This window comes from Trichocoleus sp. FACHB-591 (genome assembly GCF_014695845.1).
In the GTDB taxonomy this organism is placed as follows: domain Bacteria; phylum Cyanobacteriota; class Cyanobacteriia; order FACHB-46; family FACHB-46; genus Trichocoleus.
The window spans coordinates 185057-204482 of sequence record NZ_JACJPA010000096.1; the positions used below are offsets into that span (position 1 = coordinate 185057).

At 49.5% G+C, this 19426-nt stretch carries 15 protein-coding genes and 1 tRNA gene; 6 read left to right on the forward strand and 10 right to left on the reverse strand.

Features of this window, described 5'->3' with window-relative positions:
- Positions 1-9: 9 nt before the first annotated feature.
- Complete coding sequence (locus tag H6F90_RS30130; protein ID WP_199296015.1) at positions 10-2439, reverse strand: serine/threonine-protein kinase; 2430 nt, start codon at positions 2437-2439, stop codon at positions 10-12.
- An 806-nt stretch (positions 2440-3245) separates the two neighbouring features.
- Here H6F90_RS30130 and H6F90_RS18880 point away from each other — a divergent pair.
- On the forward strand, positions 3246-3758 hold the full coding sequence (locus H6F90_RS18880) for an NYN domain-containing protein (RefSeq protein ID WP_370527439.1): 513 nt from the start codon (positions 3246-3248) through the stop codon (positions 3756-3758).
- Positions 3759-3839: 81 nt separating this feature from the next.
- Positions 3840-5456, forward strand: a complete 1617-nt coding sequence (locus H6F90_RS18885; RefSeq protein WP_199296016.1) for a 2-isopropylmalate synthase — start codon at positions 3840-3842, stop codon at positions 5454-5456.
- Between the two features lie 172 nt (positions 5457-5628).
- On the opposite strand, the gene H6F90_RS18890 is transcribed toward H6F90_RS18885, so the two are convergent.
- Both H6F90_RS18890 and H6F90_RS18895 read right to left on the reverse strand, forming a co-directional pair.
- Positions 5629-6405, reverse strand: coding sequence for an SDR family oxidoreductase (locus H6F90_RS18890; RefSeq protein WP_370588052.1), 777 nt, complete (start codon positions 6403-6405; stop codon positions 5629-5631).
- A 38-nt stretch (positions 6406-6443) separates the two neighbouring features.
- The gene (locus H6F90_RS18895; protein ID WP_242024533.1) at positions 6444-7349 is read right to left on the reverse strand and encodes a nuclear transport factor 2 family protein; all 906 of its coding nucleotides are present in this window, start codon (positions 7347-7349) and stop codon (positions 6444-6446) included.
- Between the two features lie 150 nt (positions 7350-7499).
- On the opposite strand from H6F90_RS18895, the gene murG reads away from it, so the two are divergent.
- The gene (gene murG, locus H6F90_RS18900; RefSeq protein ID WP_190553831.1) at positions 7500-8594 is read left to right on the forward strand and encodes an undecaprenyldiphospho-muramoylpentapeptide beta-N-acetylglucosaminyltransferase; all 1095 of its coding nucleotides are present in this window, start codon (positions 7500-7502) and stop codon (positions 8592-8594) included.
- Positions 8595-8665: 71 nt separating this feature from the next.
- Here the strand turns inward: murG and recA are convergent, their stop codons facing one another.
- On the reverse strand, positions 8666-9739 hold the full coding sequence (recA, locus tag H6F90_RS18905) for a recombinase RecA (protein WP_190432165.1): 1074 nt from the start codon (positions 9737-9739) through the stop codon (positions 8666-8668).
- A gap of 304 nt (positions 9740-10043) precedes the next feature.
- Here recA and xseA point away from each other — a divergent pair, with 304 nt between their 5' ends.
- Entirely contained in the window at positions 10044-11312 is a 1269-nt protein-coding gene (gene xseA, locus H6F90_RS18910) for an exodeoxyribonuclease VII large subunit (protein WP_190553832.1), read from the forward strand.
- Positions 11309-11602, forward strand: coding sequence for an exodeoxyribonuclease VII small subunit (gene xseB, locus H6F90_RS18915; protein ID WP_190553833.1), 294 nt, complete (start codon positions 11309-11311; stop codon positions 11600-11602). The genes xseA and xseB overlap by 4 nt, the downstream gene beginning before the upstream one ends.
- Before the next feature lie 91 nt (positions 11603-11693).
- On the opposite strand, the gene H6F90_RS18920 is transcribed toward xseB, so the two are convergent.
- From H6F90_RS18920 to H6F90_RS18930, 3 genes are all read right to left on the reverse strand, one after another.
- Positions 11694-12908, reverse strand: a complete 1215-nt coding sequence (locus H6F90_RS18920; RefSeq protein WP_190553834.1) for a DNA double-strand break repair nuclease NurA — start codon at positions 12906-12908, stop codon at positions 11694-11696.
- 10 nt (positions 12909-12918) lie between these two features.
- Positions 12919-13725 (reverse strand): HAD family hydrolase, encoded by an 807-nt coding sequence (locus H6F90_RS18925; protein WP_190432157.1) that lies wholly within the window; start codon positions 13723-13725, stop codon positions 12919-12921.
- Positions 13726-13817: 92 nt separating this feature from the next.
- A tRNA-Gln gene (locus H6F90_RS18930) sits at positions 13818-13889 on the reverse strand.
- A 324-nt stretch (positions 13890-14213) separates the two neighbouring features.
- Here H6F90_RS18930 and H6F90_RS18935 point away from each other — a divergent pair.
- Complete coding sequence (locus H6F90_RS18935; RefSeq protein WP_190432155.1) at positions 14214-14618, forward strand: response regulator; 405 nt, start codon at positions 14214-14216, stop codon at positions 14616-14618.
- 116 nt (positions 14619-14734) lie between these two features.
- Here H6F90_RS18935 and H6F90_RS18940 read toward each other — a convergent pair whose 3' ends face one another.
- The 3 genes from H6F90_RS18940 to H6F90_RS18950 form a co-directional block, all read right to left on the reverse strand.
- Complete coding sequence (locus H6F90_RS18940; protein ID WP_190553835.1) at positions 14735-15523, reverse strand: hybrid sensor histidine kinase/response regulator; 789 nt, start codon at positions 15521-15523, stop codon at positions 14735-14737.
- A gap of 193 nt (positions 15524-15716) precedes the next feature.
- Positions 15717-16811: a chemotaxis-specific protein-glutamate methyltransferase CheB gene (gene cheB, locus H6F90_RS18945; RefSeq protein WP_190553836.1), complete on the reverse strand. Its 1095-nt coding sequence runs from the start codon at positions 16809-16811 to the stop codon at positions 15717-15719.
- Positions 16812-19403 carry a hybrid sensor histidine kinase/response regulator gene (locus H6F90_RS18950; protein WP_199296017.1) on the reverse strand — a complete coding sequence of 864 codons (2592 nt, stop codon included), beginning with the start codon at positions 19401-19403 and terminating at the stop codon, positions 16812-16814. It lies immediately after the preceding gene.
- Between the last annotated feature and the right edge of the window lie 23 nt (positions 19404-19426).

The following is a 19426-nucleotide window of genomic DNA, read 5'->3' on the forward strand; positions in this document are numbered from 1 at the left end:
GCGATCGCCTTAGCTATCTACTGAACTATCCACGGGGTCACTGATCTCCGTGGATTCTGTTTCTCCTTCAAGAGTATTGGGCCAAGCAACTGTAGAAAATGCAGCATCTGTCAGCGACACTGGATCTGTAGAGACATCCACATCCATATAGGCGATATCTAGAGGGGAAAGCCCATTCGCTGCGCTAAAACTAGTTGAATGATTAGTAGTTGTTAGCTTTCGGAGTGCTTCTAAAACTTCAGTGGCAGATTGGTAGCGCTGGCTGAAGTGATAACGCACAAGTTTGCTGAGTATGATTGCTAATTCATGACTTACCTCAGCTCTATGCTGCCACAACACTTCCTCAGTGGCTTGGTCTTTTTTGAACTGACTGGGGGGGACGCCAGTCAGAGCTTGAATGGCTGTAATACCGAGAGCATACAGATCGCTATTGCAGCGTGGAGTACCAGCATATTGTTCGCTAGGCATATATCCCTGAGTACCAATGCCAACCGTGATGCTGTCTGGCGTGTCATTTTCAGCTAAGTGAGGAATTCTCTTTACAGCTCCAAAATCAATCAGGACTAGCTTGCCATCCGTTAACCGTCTAATGATGTTACTAGGCTTGATGTCTCGGTGGATAACGCCTTGACTGTGGACAAAGGCAAGAACTTGCAACAAGTCTTTAAGTAGGTCAACAACTTGAGCTTCGGGTAGCTGTCTACCTAAAGTCAATTCGTGGCTTAAAGGACGGCCAGGAATAAATTCTTGAACTAGGTAAAACTCTTCCTTCTCCTCAAAATACGCCAATAGTTGAGGAATTTGATCGTGCTTACCAAGACGCTCTAGAGTTTCGGCCTCTCCGATAAACAGCCTTTTTGCCATCTCCAAAAGATTGATGTTGTTGGTGGCTGTTTTCAGTCGCTTTACGACACACTGGGGATTGCCAGGACGTCGGGTATCTTCAGCAATGTAGGTTTCGCCGAATCCGCCTGACCCTAGAACCTTTGTGATTACATACCGACCATCAAGTTTCGTACCTACTCGCTCCTCGAATATATCTCCGATATCTCCCTGGTCGCTTTGGCTAATAATGGTTTGGACGATAGGAGAATCAATATATTTTTTAAGGGTATGCCATAACTTTAGCTTCTTGAAATGCTCAAGGGTGGAGCTAGCGAATGTGTAGGAAAGCCCACTGAAAGCGATCGCGGTGATTGGTAAGGCCGTTGGCAAGATCAACCCACCGTAGGAAAAGATGAGGTAAGTAGCGCCCCCCCAGCTCAAAGGAGCGGCAATGATTAACAGCCACCGAAGCCAGGGTCGCTTGGGGAAGCTCAATAAAAAACCGACACCGATACTACCAACTAAGCAAAAAACTCCTTGTAGCGATCGATCGGGAATCCCGTCTGCGATCGCCCGACCTTCCATTAAAGTAGCGATCGCATTGGCATGAATTTCTACCCCTGGCATCGCTTGAGGAAACAGCCAATTCGCCGAAAAAGGCGTCGGCCAAGAGTCTTCCATAACGTTAGTCGTTGCTCCGATTAGAACGATTTTGTTCTGGAAAAACTTGTTCTGCTCAAAACCGCTCCAATGCCCAGAGTCAAGAACCTTCCAAAATGGAATTGGCCTAAACTTACCTGGGGGGCCGTAGAAGAAGATATGATCTCCTTTTGGCGTGCTTACTGAAACTTGGGCTGCCTTAAGTGTTGCCTCAGCGAAGTCAGGAATGCCTTGATTTAGTCCAAATTCGGGTTCTTGCGGAAATAAAGCTGGGGATAGAACACGAGAATATTGACTACCTAAACGATGAATTTTATTATCTGGCTCAATTAAGAAATTAATCGACCCCAGTGCAAGGGAAGGGACTTGGGGATAAAAGTATGGAAAGGCTAACTGTGTCGTGACGCCTTGTGAGTCTTCAACCATACTGTCGTTAATGCTTTCCTCATACTTAGCCGCTAATACGACTCGACCTGCATGGCGCTTTAAGCTGCGGAGAAACTGTTCGTCGTCTGCAACGCCAAAACGGCTGATGCCTGGAAATTCAACATCCAGAGCCACCGCTTTAGCTCCCGCACCCATTAAGCGATCAATGGCTTGAGCATAGGCCACTCGCTTCCAAGGAAATCCCTCTTTTAACTCTTCCAAATGAGTCACTTTTAGCGAACTGTCATCGATCGCTAAAATCACAATGTTTTCAGGCGCAGGAACAGGGCCACGCAGCTCAAAAAAGAGTGTCTGAGCTTGCCGCTCCATAATTTGGCCTAGCGGAATATTGGTGGCCGTTGCGATCGCTGCTGCTGCTGCCCAGACGCCTGTTAGGATGTGCCCCAAGTTAGTCAGATTCAGAAACCGCTGTGCAGGCTTCGTTGACTTTACCTTTTCAGTTACTAAAGGCCGAACTGTAGTACCAATGTTTTTCTGCGCTGGCAGCAAACTTCGTTCTTTTGGCATGGGTTGTCTCAGTGATTTAGCTGGTTTCATCCAGAGACTTATGGCGTTGTCACTCGTTTGAAGTTAAGCAATTTCAGTTGGTTTGGAGATGAGTTATCAATGTTCAGGAATAGGATTTAATCGCTTTTAGATTTGCTTAACCTGGACGAGTTCTTTCTAATCAACTTAGCAAACCCTGACTAAGAGCACAGGTTATCTTTATGTAATACTGTGCCTATGGAGGAACCATCCGCTTTCTTGTTTGATGGCATTCAACGAAACTAGAGAACTCTAGTATAAGTAGTTGCGGTCAGCAGGCCGAGCCGTAAAGCTAAAAATAGAAACATATCTCAAGCTAGAACCCTAAGTCAGTTCTTGAGGTTTTCCCCAGATGCATCTTAGAGAGTAGGTCTCTATAATGATGGCAGTCTAAAGGGGCTTAGTTCCCCAAAAATCTGAAGCTTATATACAAACCCGCCTCAATGTAGATGAACTGATAACAACCTCTAGAGTTATATTCTGTACACTTACATTAAACAACCTACAACAACCTACAACCCAAAATTATGCACCCTCATAAACATACTTTAGGATGGCTCAACTTTATCTCGCTCGATAGAGGTAGAGCCAAGAGACAATAGCAGCTAATAGAGAACTGATTAGATATAAATTCCGCAGGCACCTAGCCTCTATCCACAAGTAACTGCTCTAATGTGGGCTAACTACAATTGCCTAGTAGACCACCTATATAGACAAGTAGATAAAGTCCATAACTTTCAAATTAATTCTCTAATTTTTATTAGGTCTAAGCTTCTATGCCTTGCTCAATGAACCGTCTGTCTATTTTTGTAGACGGGAACAATATGTTCTATGCGCAACAAAAAAATGGTTGGTTTTTTGATCCAAGACGTGTCTTGGAACATTTTACAAATGATCCGGATGTCATGTTGGTCAATGCTTTTTGGTATACCGGAATTAAAGATCCTCAAGACCAACGTGGCTTTCGTGATGCCCTGATTAGTCTAGGCTATACCGTCCGCACCAAAATTCTGAAAGAGTATTACGACGACAATTCGGGTCGTTACTCGCAAAAAGCCAATCTGGACATAGAGATTGTGATCGATATGTTCAACACTGTTGAGCAGTACGACCGCGTGGTTTTGTTTAGTGGGGATGGTGATTTCGAGCGGGCGATCGAACTACTCCGCTCCAAGAGTACTCACATTACAGTGGTATCAACAGAGGGCATGATTGCTCGTGAACTTCGCAACGCCACCGATCGCTATATTGACCTCAACGATATTCGGCCCAAAATTGAGAAATTCGATTCTCAGTTCTAAAAGTTGCACCTTAAACGTCAACGGGGTTCCTTAGAATAAGAAAAGTCTTGTCCACTTGCACTCAAGTTGGCTAAATCTGCTATGAAAATTCAACCCCAACCAGACCGAATTATTATTTTCGATACGACCTTGCGTGATGGTGAGCAGTCGCCCGGAGCCACGCTGAATGTGGAGGAGAAGCTGACCATCGCCCGACAACTGGCTCGTCTGGGAGTTGATGTCATCGAAGCAGGATTTCCTTTTGCCAGCCCTGGAGACTTTGAGGCTGTCCAGAAAATCGCCCAAACCGTAGGGACTGAAACAGGCCCCGTTATTTGTGGCTTAGCTAGAGCGACTCGTCAAGATATCCAGACCGCAGCAGAAGCCCTCAAGCCAGCGGCTCATGGGCGGATTCACACCTTTATTGCTACCTCGGATATTCACCTCAAGCACAAACTGAAGAAGTCTCGCTCTGAAGTGCTGGCGATCGCCGAAGAAATGGTCGGCTATGCCAAATCCTTGATAGATGACGTAGAGTTCTCGCCTGAGGATGCAGGTCGCTCTGAGCCAGAATTTTTGTATCAAGTGCTAGAGCGGGCGATCGCCGCAGGTGCCACCACCATTAATATTCCCGATACCGTGGGTTACACTGTACCTAGCGAGTTTGGCGCTTTGATTCGCGGCATTAAAGAAAACGTCCCCAACATTGACCAAGCCATTATTTCGGTTCACGGTCACAATGACCTCGGCTTAGCCGTCGCCAACTTCCTAGAATCCGTGAAGCATGGAGCCCGCCAGCTAGAATGCACCATTAATGGGATTGGCGAGCGAGCTGGCAATGCCGCCCTAGAAGAATTGGTGATGGCGTTGCATGTGCGGCGGCAGTACTTTAACCCCTTCCTCGGTCGTCCTGCTGACTCAGAAGCATCGCTAACTAATATCGACACCCGCCAGATCTACAAAACCTCCCGCTTGGTTTCTAACTTGACGGGCATGTTGGTACAGCCCAACAAAGCGATCGTCGGTGCCAACGCCTTCGCTCACGAATCTGGCATCCACCAAGACGGCGTGCTGAAGAACAAGCTTACCTACGAAATCATGGATGCCCAATCCATTGGGCTAACCGATAACCAAATCGTCTTAGGTAAGCACTCAGGCCGCAACGCCTTCCGCACTCGCTTAAAAGAATTGGGCTTTGAGCTGTCGGATCAAGACTTGAATAAAGCCTTTGTTCGCTTCAAAGAGCTGGCAGATAAGAAGAAAGAAATCTCGGATTGGGATTTGGAAGCCATTGTCAACGACGAAATTCAGCAGGCTCCTGAACTATTCCGGCTAGAACTAGTGCAGGTTTCCTGTGGCGATCGCGCTCGTCCCACTGCCACCGTCAGCCTCCGCACCCCCGAAGGCGAAGAACTCACCGATGCCGCGACCGGCACTGGCCCAGTGGATGCCGTGTACCGAGCTATCAACCGCGTCGTCAACGTCCCCAACGAACTCATCGAGTTCTCCGTCCAATCCGTCACTGCTGGAATCGATGCAATCGGTGAAGTCACGATTCGCTTACGGCACGGCGATCGCGTCTTCTCCGGGCGAGCCGCCAACACCGACATCATCGTGGCCTCTGCCCAAGCCTACGTCAATGCCCTCAACCGTCTCTATGCCGCCATTAGCGCCCCAACAAACCTGCCTCATGCAGAGAGAATTGGAGCGGAAGTCTAAGAAAGGATGAGGATGAAAAAGTGAGGAGTTAGAAAGTGAGGAGTGAGAGGGTAAGATTCCTGATCGCCCAAACTCGAAACACTCACACTTAGCCTCGTTTGGAGGGGGTCTGGGGGACGCAACCGTCCCTCAGCGGGAGTTTGAGGGCACCTGCCCTCAAGGCTCGGATTAACTAACGTCGATGCACCAACGTCGGCCCCGACTGATCCGTTGGCAACAACAAAACCTCACTTAAATTGACATGCGCCGGACGAGTCGCACAAAACAACACCACATCCGCCACATCCTCAGGCGTGAGTGGTGTCAATCCCTGATATACCTTCCCGGCACGTTCCGTATCCCCATGAAATCGCACCTGACTAAATTCTGTCTCCACCAAACCAGGGTCAACAGAACTGACTCGCACAGGCGTACCCAACAAATCTTGCTTTAGCCCTTCCGAAATCGCTCTGACCGCTGCTTTAGTGCCGCAGTAGACATTACCATTGGGATAAGTTTGATGCCCTGCGATCGACCCAATATTGATCACATGTCCTCGGCCTCGCGCCACCATCCCAGGCACTACAGCACGAGTCACATAGAGCAATCCTTTGATATTGGTATCAATCATCTCCTCCCAATCTTGCACATCGCCCTCGTAGAGCTTGTCCAAGCCACGGCTTAGGCCCGCATTGTTGACCAAAATATCAATGTTGCCCCAAGAGTCGGGCAGCGATTGGAGGGCAGCTTCTACTTGAGGGCGATCGCGCACATCCAACTGCAACAGATGAATCTCGCTAGCAAACTCTTGATTTAGCTCATCTGCCAACTGTTCTAAGCGATCGCGCCGACGAGCCGCCAACACCAGCTTGGTCCGAGCCTCAGCAAAAGCTCTGGCACAAGCCGCTCCAATGCCGCTGCTAGCCCCAGTAATTAAAACGACTTGATCTTTAATCGCAACCACAATCACACCCCAATCTCAGCTTGCTGACTCACATCAGATTCAGCTTACCGTGAAGGTTTGGGAGGTTGAGCGGCAACAGGTTGACCTACGACTCGTAAGCGTTGAGTCACAATCGTCATGCCATCTTCTCGCACCAAAACCGCTGAGATCCAGCGATCTTCCGGTCTAGCAGGCGCACGACCCACTTTATAAATGCCACCTGCCGACAGCAGCTCTAGGTTGAACGTAGCGGGGTTGAGATAATTGTTCGGTTTGATCGGTTCTTCTACGGCTGCTCCTAAGAGGAGGCTGTCTCCCAAAGGTTCTCGCACGATCGCATCGAAGCTGTATTCCTGGTTGGGCCGTACTTGTTCTGGCAGCGTGATTTCTACGCGGGGGGGCGCTTCTCCCGTAGTCAACTGAGTCTCCTCAGCTAGAATCTCTTGCCGCACAATTTTCTGGTTTTCCAGCCGTTGCCGCGATCGCAGAGTTGTGTTCAGAACTAAGTTCCGCTCACCTAATTGCTGCACGCCGCTCATGTAAGTCACTGTTTCCGCCGTAAAGCCTCTTCCTTCGGCTTTCCAGGACTTTAGCTCAGTGCGGTAGTTGATCTGGGGATACTGCTTCCACAACGCTGCTAAGGCTTTTTCAACTCCTTGGCGGGTCAAACCATCTGAGTGACTGAAATTCGAGCCGTAAAACTTCATGACTTCCGAAAGATTATGGCTATTGGCAGCCGCATCAATTTGAGCCAGTAAATTCTTCAGGGGTGCTGGGGCCGCTGGGGTTGTCGTGGCTGGCGCTACTGGTCTAGTTTGAGCCTGCACTGCTACAGGTTGCACTCCCTCTCCCGCAAAAACAGTTAATCCTAGCGTCAGCAGACCTAGGAGCGGCCAAGTCCCGGCTTTTGCCCGGATGTGGCGGGAGTTAGGTTGGAGATTGCGGCATAGACCCGTGAGCGAGTTGTGCATAAGTGATAGCCTGGATAGTTGAGTAGCAACGATCAACGTTTTGGATGCGAAGTCGGCGATGTGGACAGTTTGATCTCCAATCGCAGCCTGTAACTGCTTCCTGCATTGTAGAGTACCCTAAGCGATCGCCTAGTAGTTGAACTGTGTCCCATGAATAGTCCTGCGGCAAATTCCCCTCTTCGATTACTCATCGCAGCGAGTGGCACTGGCGGTCACTTGTTCCCGGCGATCGCAGTAGCAGAGCAACTCCCTGACTACAAAATCGAGTGGCTAGGCGTACCGAATCGGCTCGAAACTCAACTCGTTCCCGCTCAGTATCCGCTACGAACCATCCCGGTCGAAGGCTTTCAACAACGGCTAGGTTTAGGGACGCTCAAAATTCTTTTCCGTTTAATTCGCTCGATTGGACAGGTGCGCCGCTTACTCAAGCAAGGCAATTTTCAAGGCGTACTCACGACAGGCGGTTATATTGCGGGACCGAGCATTATTGCGGCGCGATCGCTCGGTTTACCCGTTATCCTGCACGAATCCAACGCTCTACCAGGGAAAGTTACACGCTGGTTTAGCCCTTGGTGTACGGCAGTCGCCCTAGGATTTGAAAGCGCAGCCCAATATTTGCCTAAAGCTCACAACGTCTACGTCGGGACTCCAGTGCGATCGCAGTTTCGAGCCGCAGCCGATCAGCCGCTGGAGGATCTGTCTATTCCCGCTGATGTCCCATTAATTGTGGTCGTTGGTGGTAGCCAAGGGGCCGTTGCAGTAAATCGGCTCGTGCGCCAATGTGCTCCAGCATGGCTAGAGGCAGGTGCTTGGATCGTTCATCTTACAGGTGACAGTGATTCAGAGGCGCAAAGCTTGCAACATCCGCACTATTTCGCCTTACCGTTCTACGACAACATGGCGGGATTATTTCAGCGGGCTACCCTGGCTATTAGTCGGGCTGGAGCGGGTTCGCTGACGGAGTTAGCCATGACAGGCACCCCATCGATTTTGATTCCTTACCCTTTCGCTGCCGAAGACCACCAGGCACACAACGCAGCTATTTTTGCGGCGGCAGGAGCGGCCCAAGTTTATCGCCAAACAGACCTGACTCCAGAACTACTAGAAACAAAAGTGCTAGAGCTGCTGCGATCGCCCAATCTCTTGCGAGAGATGGCTACCAAGACAGAATCTCTCGCCGTAGCAGATAGCGCTGAGCAATTAGCCGCCCTTGTACGGCAATTAGTTGAACAAAAACACCAATAAAAAACCCCCTTTTCCAAGGAGGCTAACTTCAAATCTTGCTTCCTTAGTAGGGAAGGAGCCAGGGGTTAGGTTTATTCTTCTTCAACAAAAGCTTCTTCGTCCTCAACCTCTAGGGGAGCCACGGAGTTAGCAGAAACCACAGCGCCCATTTCGAGCTTCTGGCGGACTTGCTGTTCCACGGTTTTAGCGACTTCGGGGTTTTCTTCCATGTACTTGATGCCATTATCACGGCCTTGGCTGATATTCTCGCCGTTGTAGCTGTACCAAGCACCTTTACGAGTGATCACACCCATTTCTTCTGCGAGGTCAATCAAGCAACCCAGCGTCGAAATCCCTTTGCCAAAAATGACATCAAATTCAGCAATGCGGAAAGGTGGAGCCACTTTGTTTTTGGCAACCTTCACTTTAGCCCGAATCCCAAACTCTTCAGTGCCCTTTTTCAGGGTTTGAATTCGGCGGATATCGAGGCGAACCGAGGCGTAGAACTTGAGAGCATTACCGCCTGTTGTGGTCTCAGGATTACCATAAGTTACGCCGATTTTCTGACGCAACTGGTTGAGGAAAACGACAGTACAACCAGAGCGACCAATATTGCCAGTGATTTTCCGCAAGGCTTGGCTCATCAACCGAGCCTGGAGACCGACGTGGATGTCACCCATGTCGCCTTCAATTTCTGCGCGCGGTACAAGGGCTGCTACCGAGTCAATTACGACAATATCGACAGCCGCAGAGCGAACGAGTTGATCAACAATTTCTAAGCCTGCTTCACCTGTGTCAGGTTGAGAAACCAGCAGATTCTCGATATCAACGCCTAAGGCTGCGGAGTAAGACGGATCAAGAGCATGCTCGGCATCTACAAAGGCGGCGATCCCACCTGCTTTTTGCACTTCGGCGATCGCATGCAGCGCTAGGGTCGTTTTTCCGGAACTTTCAGGGCCGTAAATCTCAATTACCCGCCCCTTGGGTAACCCCCCACCCAAGGCCAAGTCGAGGGTCAACGCTCCAGTGGGAATCGTCTCTACCCGCATCCGGGTAGCATCTCCCAAACGCATGATCGACCCCTTGCCAAAGTTACGCTCAATTTGAGTGAGCACTAGGCTTAGGGCTTTTTGCTTATCGGGGTTATCAGTAATTTTGGTAGCCATTAACGCCTCAAGACAGGATTTTTGCAGGATGTAACAGGCTGGACAAGACAGAGGGGTGAGACTCTATTCTAGAAATTTAGAGCCGATATGAGGGTGACAACAGCAGCGAAATTACCGTAATAGAGTTAAATTTATCTATCCAATTAGCTGAAGTCTCGTTACTCTGGAAACAGGCAAAGCAGTCTAATTGCTCCCTCTAAAATTTTACCTTGTTTTCAGTACGAACGTACTAAAAAAGAATTAAGGTTTTCAGGCACTTCAGTAGACCCCTATGACGAGGGCATAGCCCCTAGATGATGTTACGATGACCTTCTACCTTCCCGATCTCCTAGTTCCCGATACAGCACTTTCAGTGGCAGGTCTGACGGCCTATATTCAAGCCTTGCTAGAGCAAGACAGTCAGTTGCAGCAGATTTGGGTTACTGGAGAAGTTTCGAGTGCTAACCGTTATCGGAGTGGGTTGTTTTTTACGTTACAAGATCCGGATGCTAAGGCTGCCATTAGCTGTGTGGTTTGGAGCAGTCAGCTCGGCAAAGTAGTAACCCTACCTACCCCAGGCGAACAGATCATTATTCTAGGGCGGATTCATCTACATCCTCAACGGGGGCACTATCAATTAATTGTTTGGCAAGCACTACCGGCTGGTGAGGGCTTAAGAGCTTTACGATACCGCCAGTTGCGGCATCGGCTAGAAGCGGAAGGATTGTTTGATCCCCAACGTAAGCGATCGCTCCCCTCCCATCCGCAAACCGTTGCCGTCATCACATCTCCACGGGCTGCAGCTTGGGGAGATATTCAACGAACTCTGAAGCGGCGTTATCCCGGTTTAAAGGTGCTGTTCTCACCCACCTTAGTGCAAGGGGATCAAGCCCCTGTCTCAATTGTGAATGCGATCGAGCGGGTTGAGCGGGATGGACGAGCTGAGGTGCTGATCTTATCCCGTGGCGGGGGTGCGACTGAAGATATGGCCTGCTTTAACGACGAACGGGTGGTGCGGGCGATCGCCAACTGTGCCATTCCCGTGATCGCTGGCATCGGGCATCAGCGGGATGAGTCGTTGGCAGATTTAGCCGCAGATGTGTATGCTCACACCCCTACGGCAGCCGCAGAGCAAGCTGTGCCACAATTAGCTGACCTTTACACGCAACATCAGAAGCGAGCGATAGCTTTACAAGAGGCAGCGAACCATCAGTTTGGCCGAGTAGAGGAAGAACTACGCCAGTTGCGCGATCGCCTGCGCAGGTTGCCCTTGGAACGCCAATTGCAACGGGAGGTAGGCAACCTAGCCTGGCTGCGTCAAGAATTAATTAAAGGTGCCCTACGGCAATCTCAACAAGCCACGCATCACTGTCAAACCCTACAGCAAAAGTTAGCCAATCTTGATCCCCAGTCAGTTCTGCATCGAGGGTATGCCATAGTCAGACAGGGAGATGGCACCATTACCCGCTCTACCAAGGGGTTACACTTGGGCCAAGAGCTATCGATTAACCTAGGGCATGGTCAGCTCAAAGTTCAAGTGACCGAAATTTTGCCGGCAAACCCTAATGCCAGTGAGTCTTCAACTGTACTATGAACGACCTGACAAGCTTGAATCAAAGCACTTCTAAGCCAACTGACACCGTAGCCAGTGCCAATTCACCCTCTACTTCATCCCAGACGGACTGGAGCTATGAAACAACGGTGGACCAAATTGAAACGATTATTGGTCAGATTGAGGCAGGAGATCTAGATCTCGTTGAGGTTTTTGATCAATTTGCGATCGCAATTGACCAACTGCGGCAATGCGAAACTTTTTTGCGTCAGCGTCAGCAGCAGATGGATTTGCTGATTGAAAAATTAGTCGATGAGTTTGAATCTTACTAAGACTCGCCCCAGTGGTAGCTAACTCCCCCGGAAGCTAATCTCTGTTGCAGGGATCGCTGTTTTTTCTCGTCGCTATAAATAGCGTGGCTCTTTAGGCGATACTGCCTCGTTTGCGCGCTTCCTTGTAAGACGTACCAATATTTCGTAGCCCCGCTCGAATCATTTGCTGCTCTAAGAGGGCAAAAAAGCGAGAGCGATCGCCGCCCCGGACCACCGCCTGGTTATGTGCCTCCGCCAACACGACTGGATACCCGTAGCCCTTCTGCACTTGAGCCAGGGTTAAACTGAGGGCCATCTCTAACAAAGCAGTATCTTCCGCCACCCAAGCGGGAAATTCTACTCTGGCAATTTCAGTGCCCACGTGGACATAGCAAAAGTAGATGTTATGTGGACCATACAAATCTAAAATCCGAGCCGAACTGCGCCAAAGCGGGCTACGTTGTCCTGGTTCGAGAAATGCGGACCACAGCGCAATATCTCGTAGCGGGTCAAACACATGGCAAGGAGCGCGATCGCTTTGTCCAGGGCAATGTGTGGCGCAGTCAGGGGCAGGGTAAGGACAGGTTTGTAAGCGCAAGAAGTTGAGGGCTTCACCACTCCGAGAAGCACTGAGATAACCAATGAGAGGAATTTTGGCTAATCGCAGTTGCTCCCAAGCCTGTAAAATCTCTGGCAACAAGCGATCGCGAGCTTCATTCGGCAGCGCTTCCAAAAACCAATAAATTAGCGAACCATCTACCATCGCCAGCAGGGGGACTTGTCCTGCCGCCTGTCTTTCATCTTGCTTGCTTCCTACTTCATCCTTTACCTGGCACGCCAAGTCTGCCAATACCGTCGCTTCTGAGACAGTACGGCGATGCCCCATCCATTCCTCAGTACGAATTCCCCATTGACGGGAAACGTAGAGGTCTTCAGGACGGTAGAACACTTCTGGCAAGCTATCCAATAAAGGATGCAAACTTTGCCCGTAATGCAGCACGACTCGCCCGACATTAATTAAGTAGCAGTAAGCAATCTCGTGGTGGCTGGGAGCAATCTGCGATCCATCGGTGGCGATCGCGGTATGAATAGCCGGAGCGACTCCCAAATTGACTCTTGTGGTGAGTGGTTCTACAGGTTCCGCTGCTGCAAAGCCCAGGCGATCGCTCCAGGTTTGCCGTTGCAAGACGAGTTCTGCTTGCCGAGATTGAGCTTGGGTTAGTAATTTTTGGGCTAGTTCCAAGCGCTGCCGCGAAGCAGTTGCTTCGTCCGCTAAGTGCTGGCTAATTCCCTGCATCTGCTGCGCTAGTTTAGTCAGATCAAGCATGGGGCAATTCCTAGGGCCAAGCAGCAAACTCTTGGCTAAATTGAGCGAGGGAGAGCAGTTGAATCCGAGAGGTTTGAGCAGCTAGGCTGCGGTCTGTGGCGGTGTTATAACCCCAATCTGCTAAGTAAAGCTGGACTTCTGTTAAATCAGGCTGCTTTTGTACCGATTGTAAGGTTTTTAAGCGGTCTTCAATAAACCACAGCTCAGCAGCATTTGTGAGGTGATATTCAGGGGTCGCCAGCAACTCTCGTAAAATTTGGTGTTTGGGTCGCTGCACTTCTTTGCCAAAAATTTGGTTAGGAGCTAGCTCAATGCCTTGCTGCTGCAACAGTTGCTCAACAAACCGTCCTTCCTTCGTAGTCACAATCACAGGTTGCCCTGACGCAGCCAAGAATTGCTGAAGTCGAGCAATCACTCCAGGATAAAAGCGATGTAGAGCTAACCAGCTACTCAAATCGGTAGCAATCCATTGATCGCGCCCTTGATCGAGAGCAGCAGCAACTTCTATGGCCTGTAAGTTACTTTCAAGTAGGATTTCTTGGGCGATCGCAGGCCAATCTTGAAAAATTTTAGCAGTCGGAATCTCTAGCAATATCGCTTGGATTAGAACTGGCATTTCCCAACCTGTTTCCACCACTGGACGGAGTTGGTAAAACAGCTCGGCCACTTCTTGACTAGCTTCTGGATTGGCTACAGCATGAGGGCTATTCCAAAGGTGACAGTAAGTTCGCCATGCGGTCTGAAAATATTCCAGCAACCCGTCACAAAGAACTCCATCAAAGTCAAGGGCGAGGACTTTTGGTGCACTTGGGGACATAACTTTGATTCTAAACTGCGCTTCAGGTAAGAACTATCTCACCTATGGCAGTAAACTGCTTAGAATAAAGTATAATTATTTGGATTTAACAACTGGGGCGCTAGGATTCGAACCTAGGAATGGCGAGACCAAAACCCGCTGCCTTACCACTTGGCGACGCCCCATTGGATTCACATTGACAATAATAGCAGCAAAATCCCATAGTCTGTCAAGCACTTTCTAGCCAGTAACTTAACTTTTTTTCAAACTTCCGCTTGACTAACTCAGATGAAGCATCACTGCTACGAAATTTTCATCGCCTTCGCGATCGCGTTTCTTGTTGGTCCGTGGGGAAAACTGGGCACTCTGAGGTTAAATCGATTGGTTGGAGGCGACAATAAGGATATGCAACCGAACCATCGCTTCTAGTTTCAGTTTGCATTCCCTCCTTGGGTTATCTCGCTCCATTGCGTTCATTTAGACTGCGTCAGCAGACTATAGATAGGAATATGTCCTCAGACTTAGGTTATCAAGCAACGATTCTTGCCGTAGATGACAGCGTTGTCATGCAAGAACTGATTAAGCGAGTTTTGGCGGTAGATTATCGGGTTTTGGTTTCCGATAGCGCTGTAGATGCCTTGTCAGTTCTAGGTCGCGAAAAGGTAGCGCTCTTACTTCTAGATGTTTCTATGCCAGGCATTGATGGCCTAGAGTTTTGCCGAACCGTGCGTAAATTACCTCAGTTTGAGGCGTTGCCCATCATTATGCTGACGGCCCGCGATCGCGCCTTTGATAAAGTTCAAGGGCGGCTCGCAGGTGCGTCAGAATATTTGACCAAGCCGTTTGATGCCACTCAATTGCGCCAGTTAATCCAAAAGTTTGTTGGCGCTCAGGCTCCGGGTAGCTCCAACTAAAGTTGACTACAAAGCTATTTCTGGAAGACTTTGGTTTGAATATCTAGGGCCAGAGCCTATATTTGTGCGAGAACTTATTTTCGAGCAAATATCTTATCGGGCTGAACCAAGCCAAGTTAAGCGGCAATGAGACTGTCAATCTCATTCAAGGCTTGCTCAATTTCAGCAATACCTGTCGTGATCTCGTCCCAACTTCTTTTTTGAATCTGTTCTTCTATGCGCTCAGCCAGGTTTTGAATGACTTTGACCCCAACATTAGCGCTAGCTCCTTTAATTTGATGAGCTTTGTGCTCTAGGGTCTTCAAGTCTTGAGCCAGTACGGCTGCCTTGGCCAGAGAAATGTTTTTCCGAGTATCTTGCAGGAATAGCTGTAGCACCTGTTGCTGAAATGCGCCGTTGCCACGAGTGATGCGTTGAAATCGATCGAGGTCTAAGCCAACTCTCGTAGCTAATTCAGGCGTCACAACCCCTGTAGTTTCTGCAACTGGCTCCGTCTCTGGAGGCGCGATCGCGTCACACACCCAAGCGTGACTCCAACGCTTTAACTTGTCAACGAGTTGAGCTTCGTTAAAAGGTTTGTTGAGAAGGTCGTTCATGCCCGCATGGAGGCATTTTTCTTGCTCTCCCTGGACATCATTGGCAGTCATCGCAATCACCACGGCTTGCCGATTTTGCCCTTCTAGGCGACGGATTGCGGCCACAGTAGCGTAGCCATCCAAGACAGGCATCTGACAATCTAACAGGACGATGGTGTAATTCGCCTGAGCCATGAGCGCTAAAGCTTCTTGACCGTTAGTTGCTACATCGGGTTCGCAGCCTAGGTTCTTGAGCTGTCTAACCACGACTCTCTGGCTGACAGGACTATCTTCTACTAACAGAATTTTAAGCTTCGATAGGTCTGTCATGGAAACGAGTACAGATTCCTCTGAGAGTTGCTGAGCTAATCCTGCTTAATTAACGCACTTAGTTAAATAGCATACTTAAATATTTTCTCTGTTTATTACCTATTTCGACAGGTTATGCAGTGAGTAAGATCACGGTCTGTATCGATTTCAGCCGCTCCTACAGACTTTTGCTTTTTGCTTTTGCTTTTGGCAACTAAAACTTTTTGGGCAAGACTTTGCTAGTAATAAAATTGGCGATGTCATTGATGGGTAGTACGTGCTGTGCCGCCCCCAGCGCGATCGCTTCCTTAGGCATACCAAACACGATGCTACTCTTCTCATCTTGAGCAATGGTGAGGCCGCCTGCTTCAGCGATTGCTCGCATGCCCTCAGCGCCGTCTCGGCCCATTCCAGTCAACAGAGTACCGATCGCCGCCTTACCATAAAACTTAGCCACAGATTGAAAGGTCACAGTGACCGAGGGGCGATGCCCATCTACCAAGGGCGAAACTGAGCAAAGGAACTTACCTTGGCGATCGAGTTCTAAATGCGATCGCTCCGGCGCAAAATATACCGTTCCTGCAAGCGGCACTTCACCCGCTTGAGCAATTTTGACCTGCAATCGACATTCAGCCTTGAGCCAGTTTACTAATCCCTGCAAAAATCCTTCGCTGATATGCTGCACACACAAGACTGGGAAGGGCAAGCTGGCAGGTAGTGGTCTCAAAACTGCTTGCAGTGCCTGGGGTCCACCTGTGGATGCTCCAATGGCTAGTACCCGCTTTGGCCCTGTGCTCAAGCCTATACGCGACCCTGGAGAGGTTGGATAGTTAGCACTGGGGATACTTCCTGAAGATGGAGACTGAGTCACCGGGAAGCGACGCTGCTTCGTAAAGACAGTCACACCAGACAGGACTCTAATCTTAGTGATTAATTCCTGCTTGACCAGCTCGTAGTCAGTGGCCAACCCTGCACCGGGCTTTGGAAAGACATCCACCGCTCCCGCTTCTAGTAGCTGAAAGATATTATGCGTGTTGTCAGGCTGGACAGAGGCACTAATTACCAAGATGGGGCGAGGATACTCTGCCATGATTTGCTTGGTAAACTCTAGCCCATCCATCCCTGGCATGTAGAAATCTGTGCAAATGACGGTCGGTTCCACTTGGGGAATCAGTTGCAAAGCTTCAATGCCATTCCGGGCGGTTCCAACAACTTGAATATCTGTTGAAGAAGAAAGCATCCGTTGCAGGATAACCAGAGATACTGGAGAATCTTCTACCAGAAAAACCCGAATTGGCAAAGACGACATCTAAACAAGTCTCCTCAAGGTGTCTAGTAACACCTTCTGGTCAAAAGTACCTTTTGTAATGTAGGCGTTGGCTCCCGCTTCTGCTCCTCGGCGCTTATCCTCATCGGTTGCTAAAGACGTGACCAAAATAATTGGCAGCTCGCTATATTCTTTATGCTGACGAATCTTAGCAGTTAACCCCAAACCATCCAAGTTGGGCATTTGGACATCGGAAATTACGGCATCAAATTCACGATTTCTCAGTTTGTTGAAGCCATCTAAGCCATCCACTGCTGTCACCACTTCGTAACCAGCACTCTCCAAAATGCGCTTCTCTTGAGTCCGAATGGTGATCGAATCTTCTACGAGCAAAACTACTTGTTTGGGTGCTTGCACTTCTGCAAATGCCTTGGGAACCAAAGTGGTAGCTCGCTGCCGCACTGACTTGAGCAGGTCTTGGGGGTGGAGCACCATGCAAACTTCGCCAGTTCCTAAAATCGTTGCTCCAGCCACATTCCGGACTCGCTTGAGTAATTTGCTTTGGGGTTTGAGGACCACATCTTGTTCGTCGAGTAGAGCCTCTACCAGTAGCCCGACGCGATCGCTGCCCACCTTTAAGATGATACAGGGTAATAACTTGGAGCTGAAACCAGGCTGGATAGGCGGCGACGGTGGACTTGATTTTAGTTCTAGCAAATCCGCCAGTTTCACAATCGACACAGGTTGGTCTGCCAGGATAACGGTTTCCCGCCCTTCGATGGCAAAAATCTCATGAGGTTGCACTAATAAAGTCGTATGCACGGCTTCTACGGGGATCGCATAAGGTCGCCCCTGCACTTCTACAATTAGCACATGAGCTGTCGCTAAGGTTGTGCCCATTTGGATGCGGAAGGTGCAACCTTGACCCAACTGCGACTCTACTTGAATGGTCCCTTTGAGGCGCTCAACATTGGTGCGGACCACATCTAGCCCAACTCCTCGGCCAGAAATTTCGGTAACAAAGTTTCGGGTGGAAAATCCGGGTGCAAAGATGAGCGCTTGAATTTGGCTGGGAGTCATAACGGCCAAATCTGCTTCTCGAATTACCTCTCGCTTGAGGGCTGTCTGCCTAATACTCTCAACATCTAAACCCCGGCCATCATCACTGATTTCAATGACGATATTGGTGGCGGTTTGGTAGCCCTTGAGGCGAATCGTAGCCTGCCGAGACTTGCCTAATTTTTCTCGTTCTGTGGGAGATTCTAGACCATGATCAATGGCGTTGCGAACCATGTGCATCAAGGGGTCTTTCATTTCCTCCAGTATCCGCTTATCAGCCCGGGTTTCTCCACCCTCAATGATTAAATTGACTTCTTTGCCCTGTTGCTTGGCTAAGTCTCGCACGATGCGCGGCAGCAATTGAAAAATTGTGGATAGTGGCAAGAGGCGCAGAGTCCGAACGCCTTCTTCCAGTTCGCTCGCCACAATATCTAGGCGGGCATTATCCTCGTAAGCGTCACTCTTTAAGCGATTAATGAGCAATCCAAGCCGATCTAGGCGTTCTTCTGTCCGTTGGTAAAACGTTTGCAGTTGTTTGAGGTCTCTCTGGGTGGCGGGGCGATCGCTAGAACTGAAGACAAACCGATTGACAAAGGTATCGCGACTCCATTCTTCCCACAAACTCGCGATCGCTTCAATCTCGCTTAAGCGATGAACCACCCGGATTTTAGTCACGGTTAGCTCACCTGTTTGGATCATCAAAGCATCAAGTTTTTGCGTCTCAACTCGAATCGTTTCAATTTTGTAGCCACCTGAATTGTTGGCATCCGCGATCGCTGGAGCCGCTGATGGCAAATTCGCTGCTGGAGTTTGAGGGAGGGCCGCAGGAGTTGCTGGGGAGTTCAGAGTCGGAGCCTCTTGAGTTGAGGGGAGATGATAACCGTTGTCCCCGCTGTTTTCTCCCAGATCAGCAGTCACAAATTCGCCGATAACCACATGGCTGCCCTCGTGAGGCAATCCCTCAGTCGCAATCAAGGGAATCGTTGTGGCTGAATCAGAAGCATCAGCATCTACTGAAGTTTCTGCGTCAACAGGCTGTATCAGGTGACCGTTTACTACTTCAGCGGTATCACTAGCGCTGTCGCTCGCTACTAAAGATGTATCAGTGGAAATTCCCTGGAGATCTGTGGCGGTAGGTAAGGCAAGCGTGGTACTTGCAGACTGATCAGCAGAGACGGCTGAGGACGAGGAATCTGATTCCGGTGCTCCCATTAAATGAGCGAGGACGTGGAAAGCATTAATGTCAGCAGGTTCTCCTGTGACTGATTCATGCACTAATTTACGGATTGCGTCTAAGCCGTAGTAGAGGCGATCGCTCACTGCTGCTAGCCTGATGTTGCCACGCTTAACCGTTCCTAGAACATCCTCGATCTGGTGCGCCAGAGTGCCGACATCCCTGACTCCTAGCATGTTGGCATCACCCTTCAGGCTGTGCGCTTCTCGCAGTAAATCTTCTAATCTAGTGCGATCGCTGGGATGTTCCTCCAAATACAGTAAGCCTGCTTCGAGGTGCTGTAAATGTTCTTCGCTGGCAGTTTTAAAGATACTCCGGAGTTCATCGTCGTCGATCATCATAATCAGGGGTCAACCTACTTGAA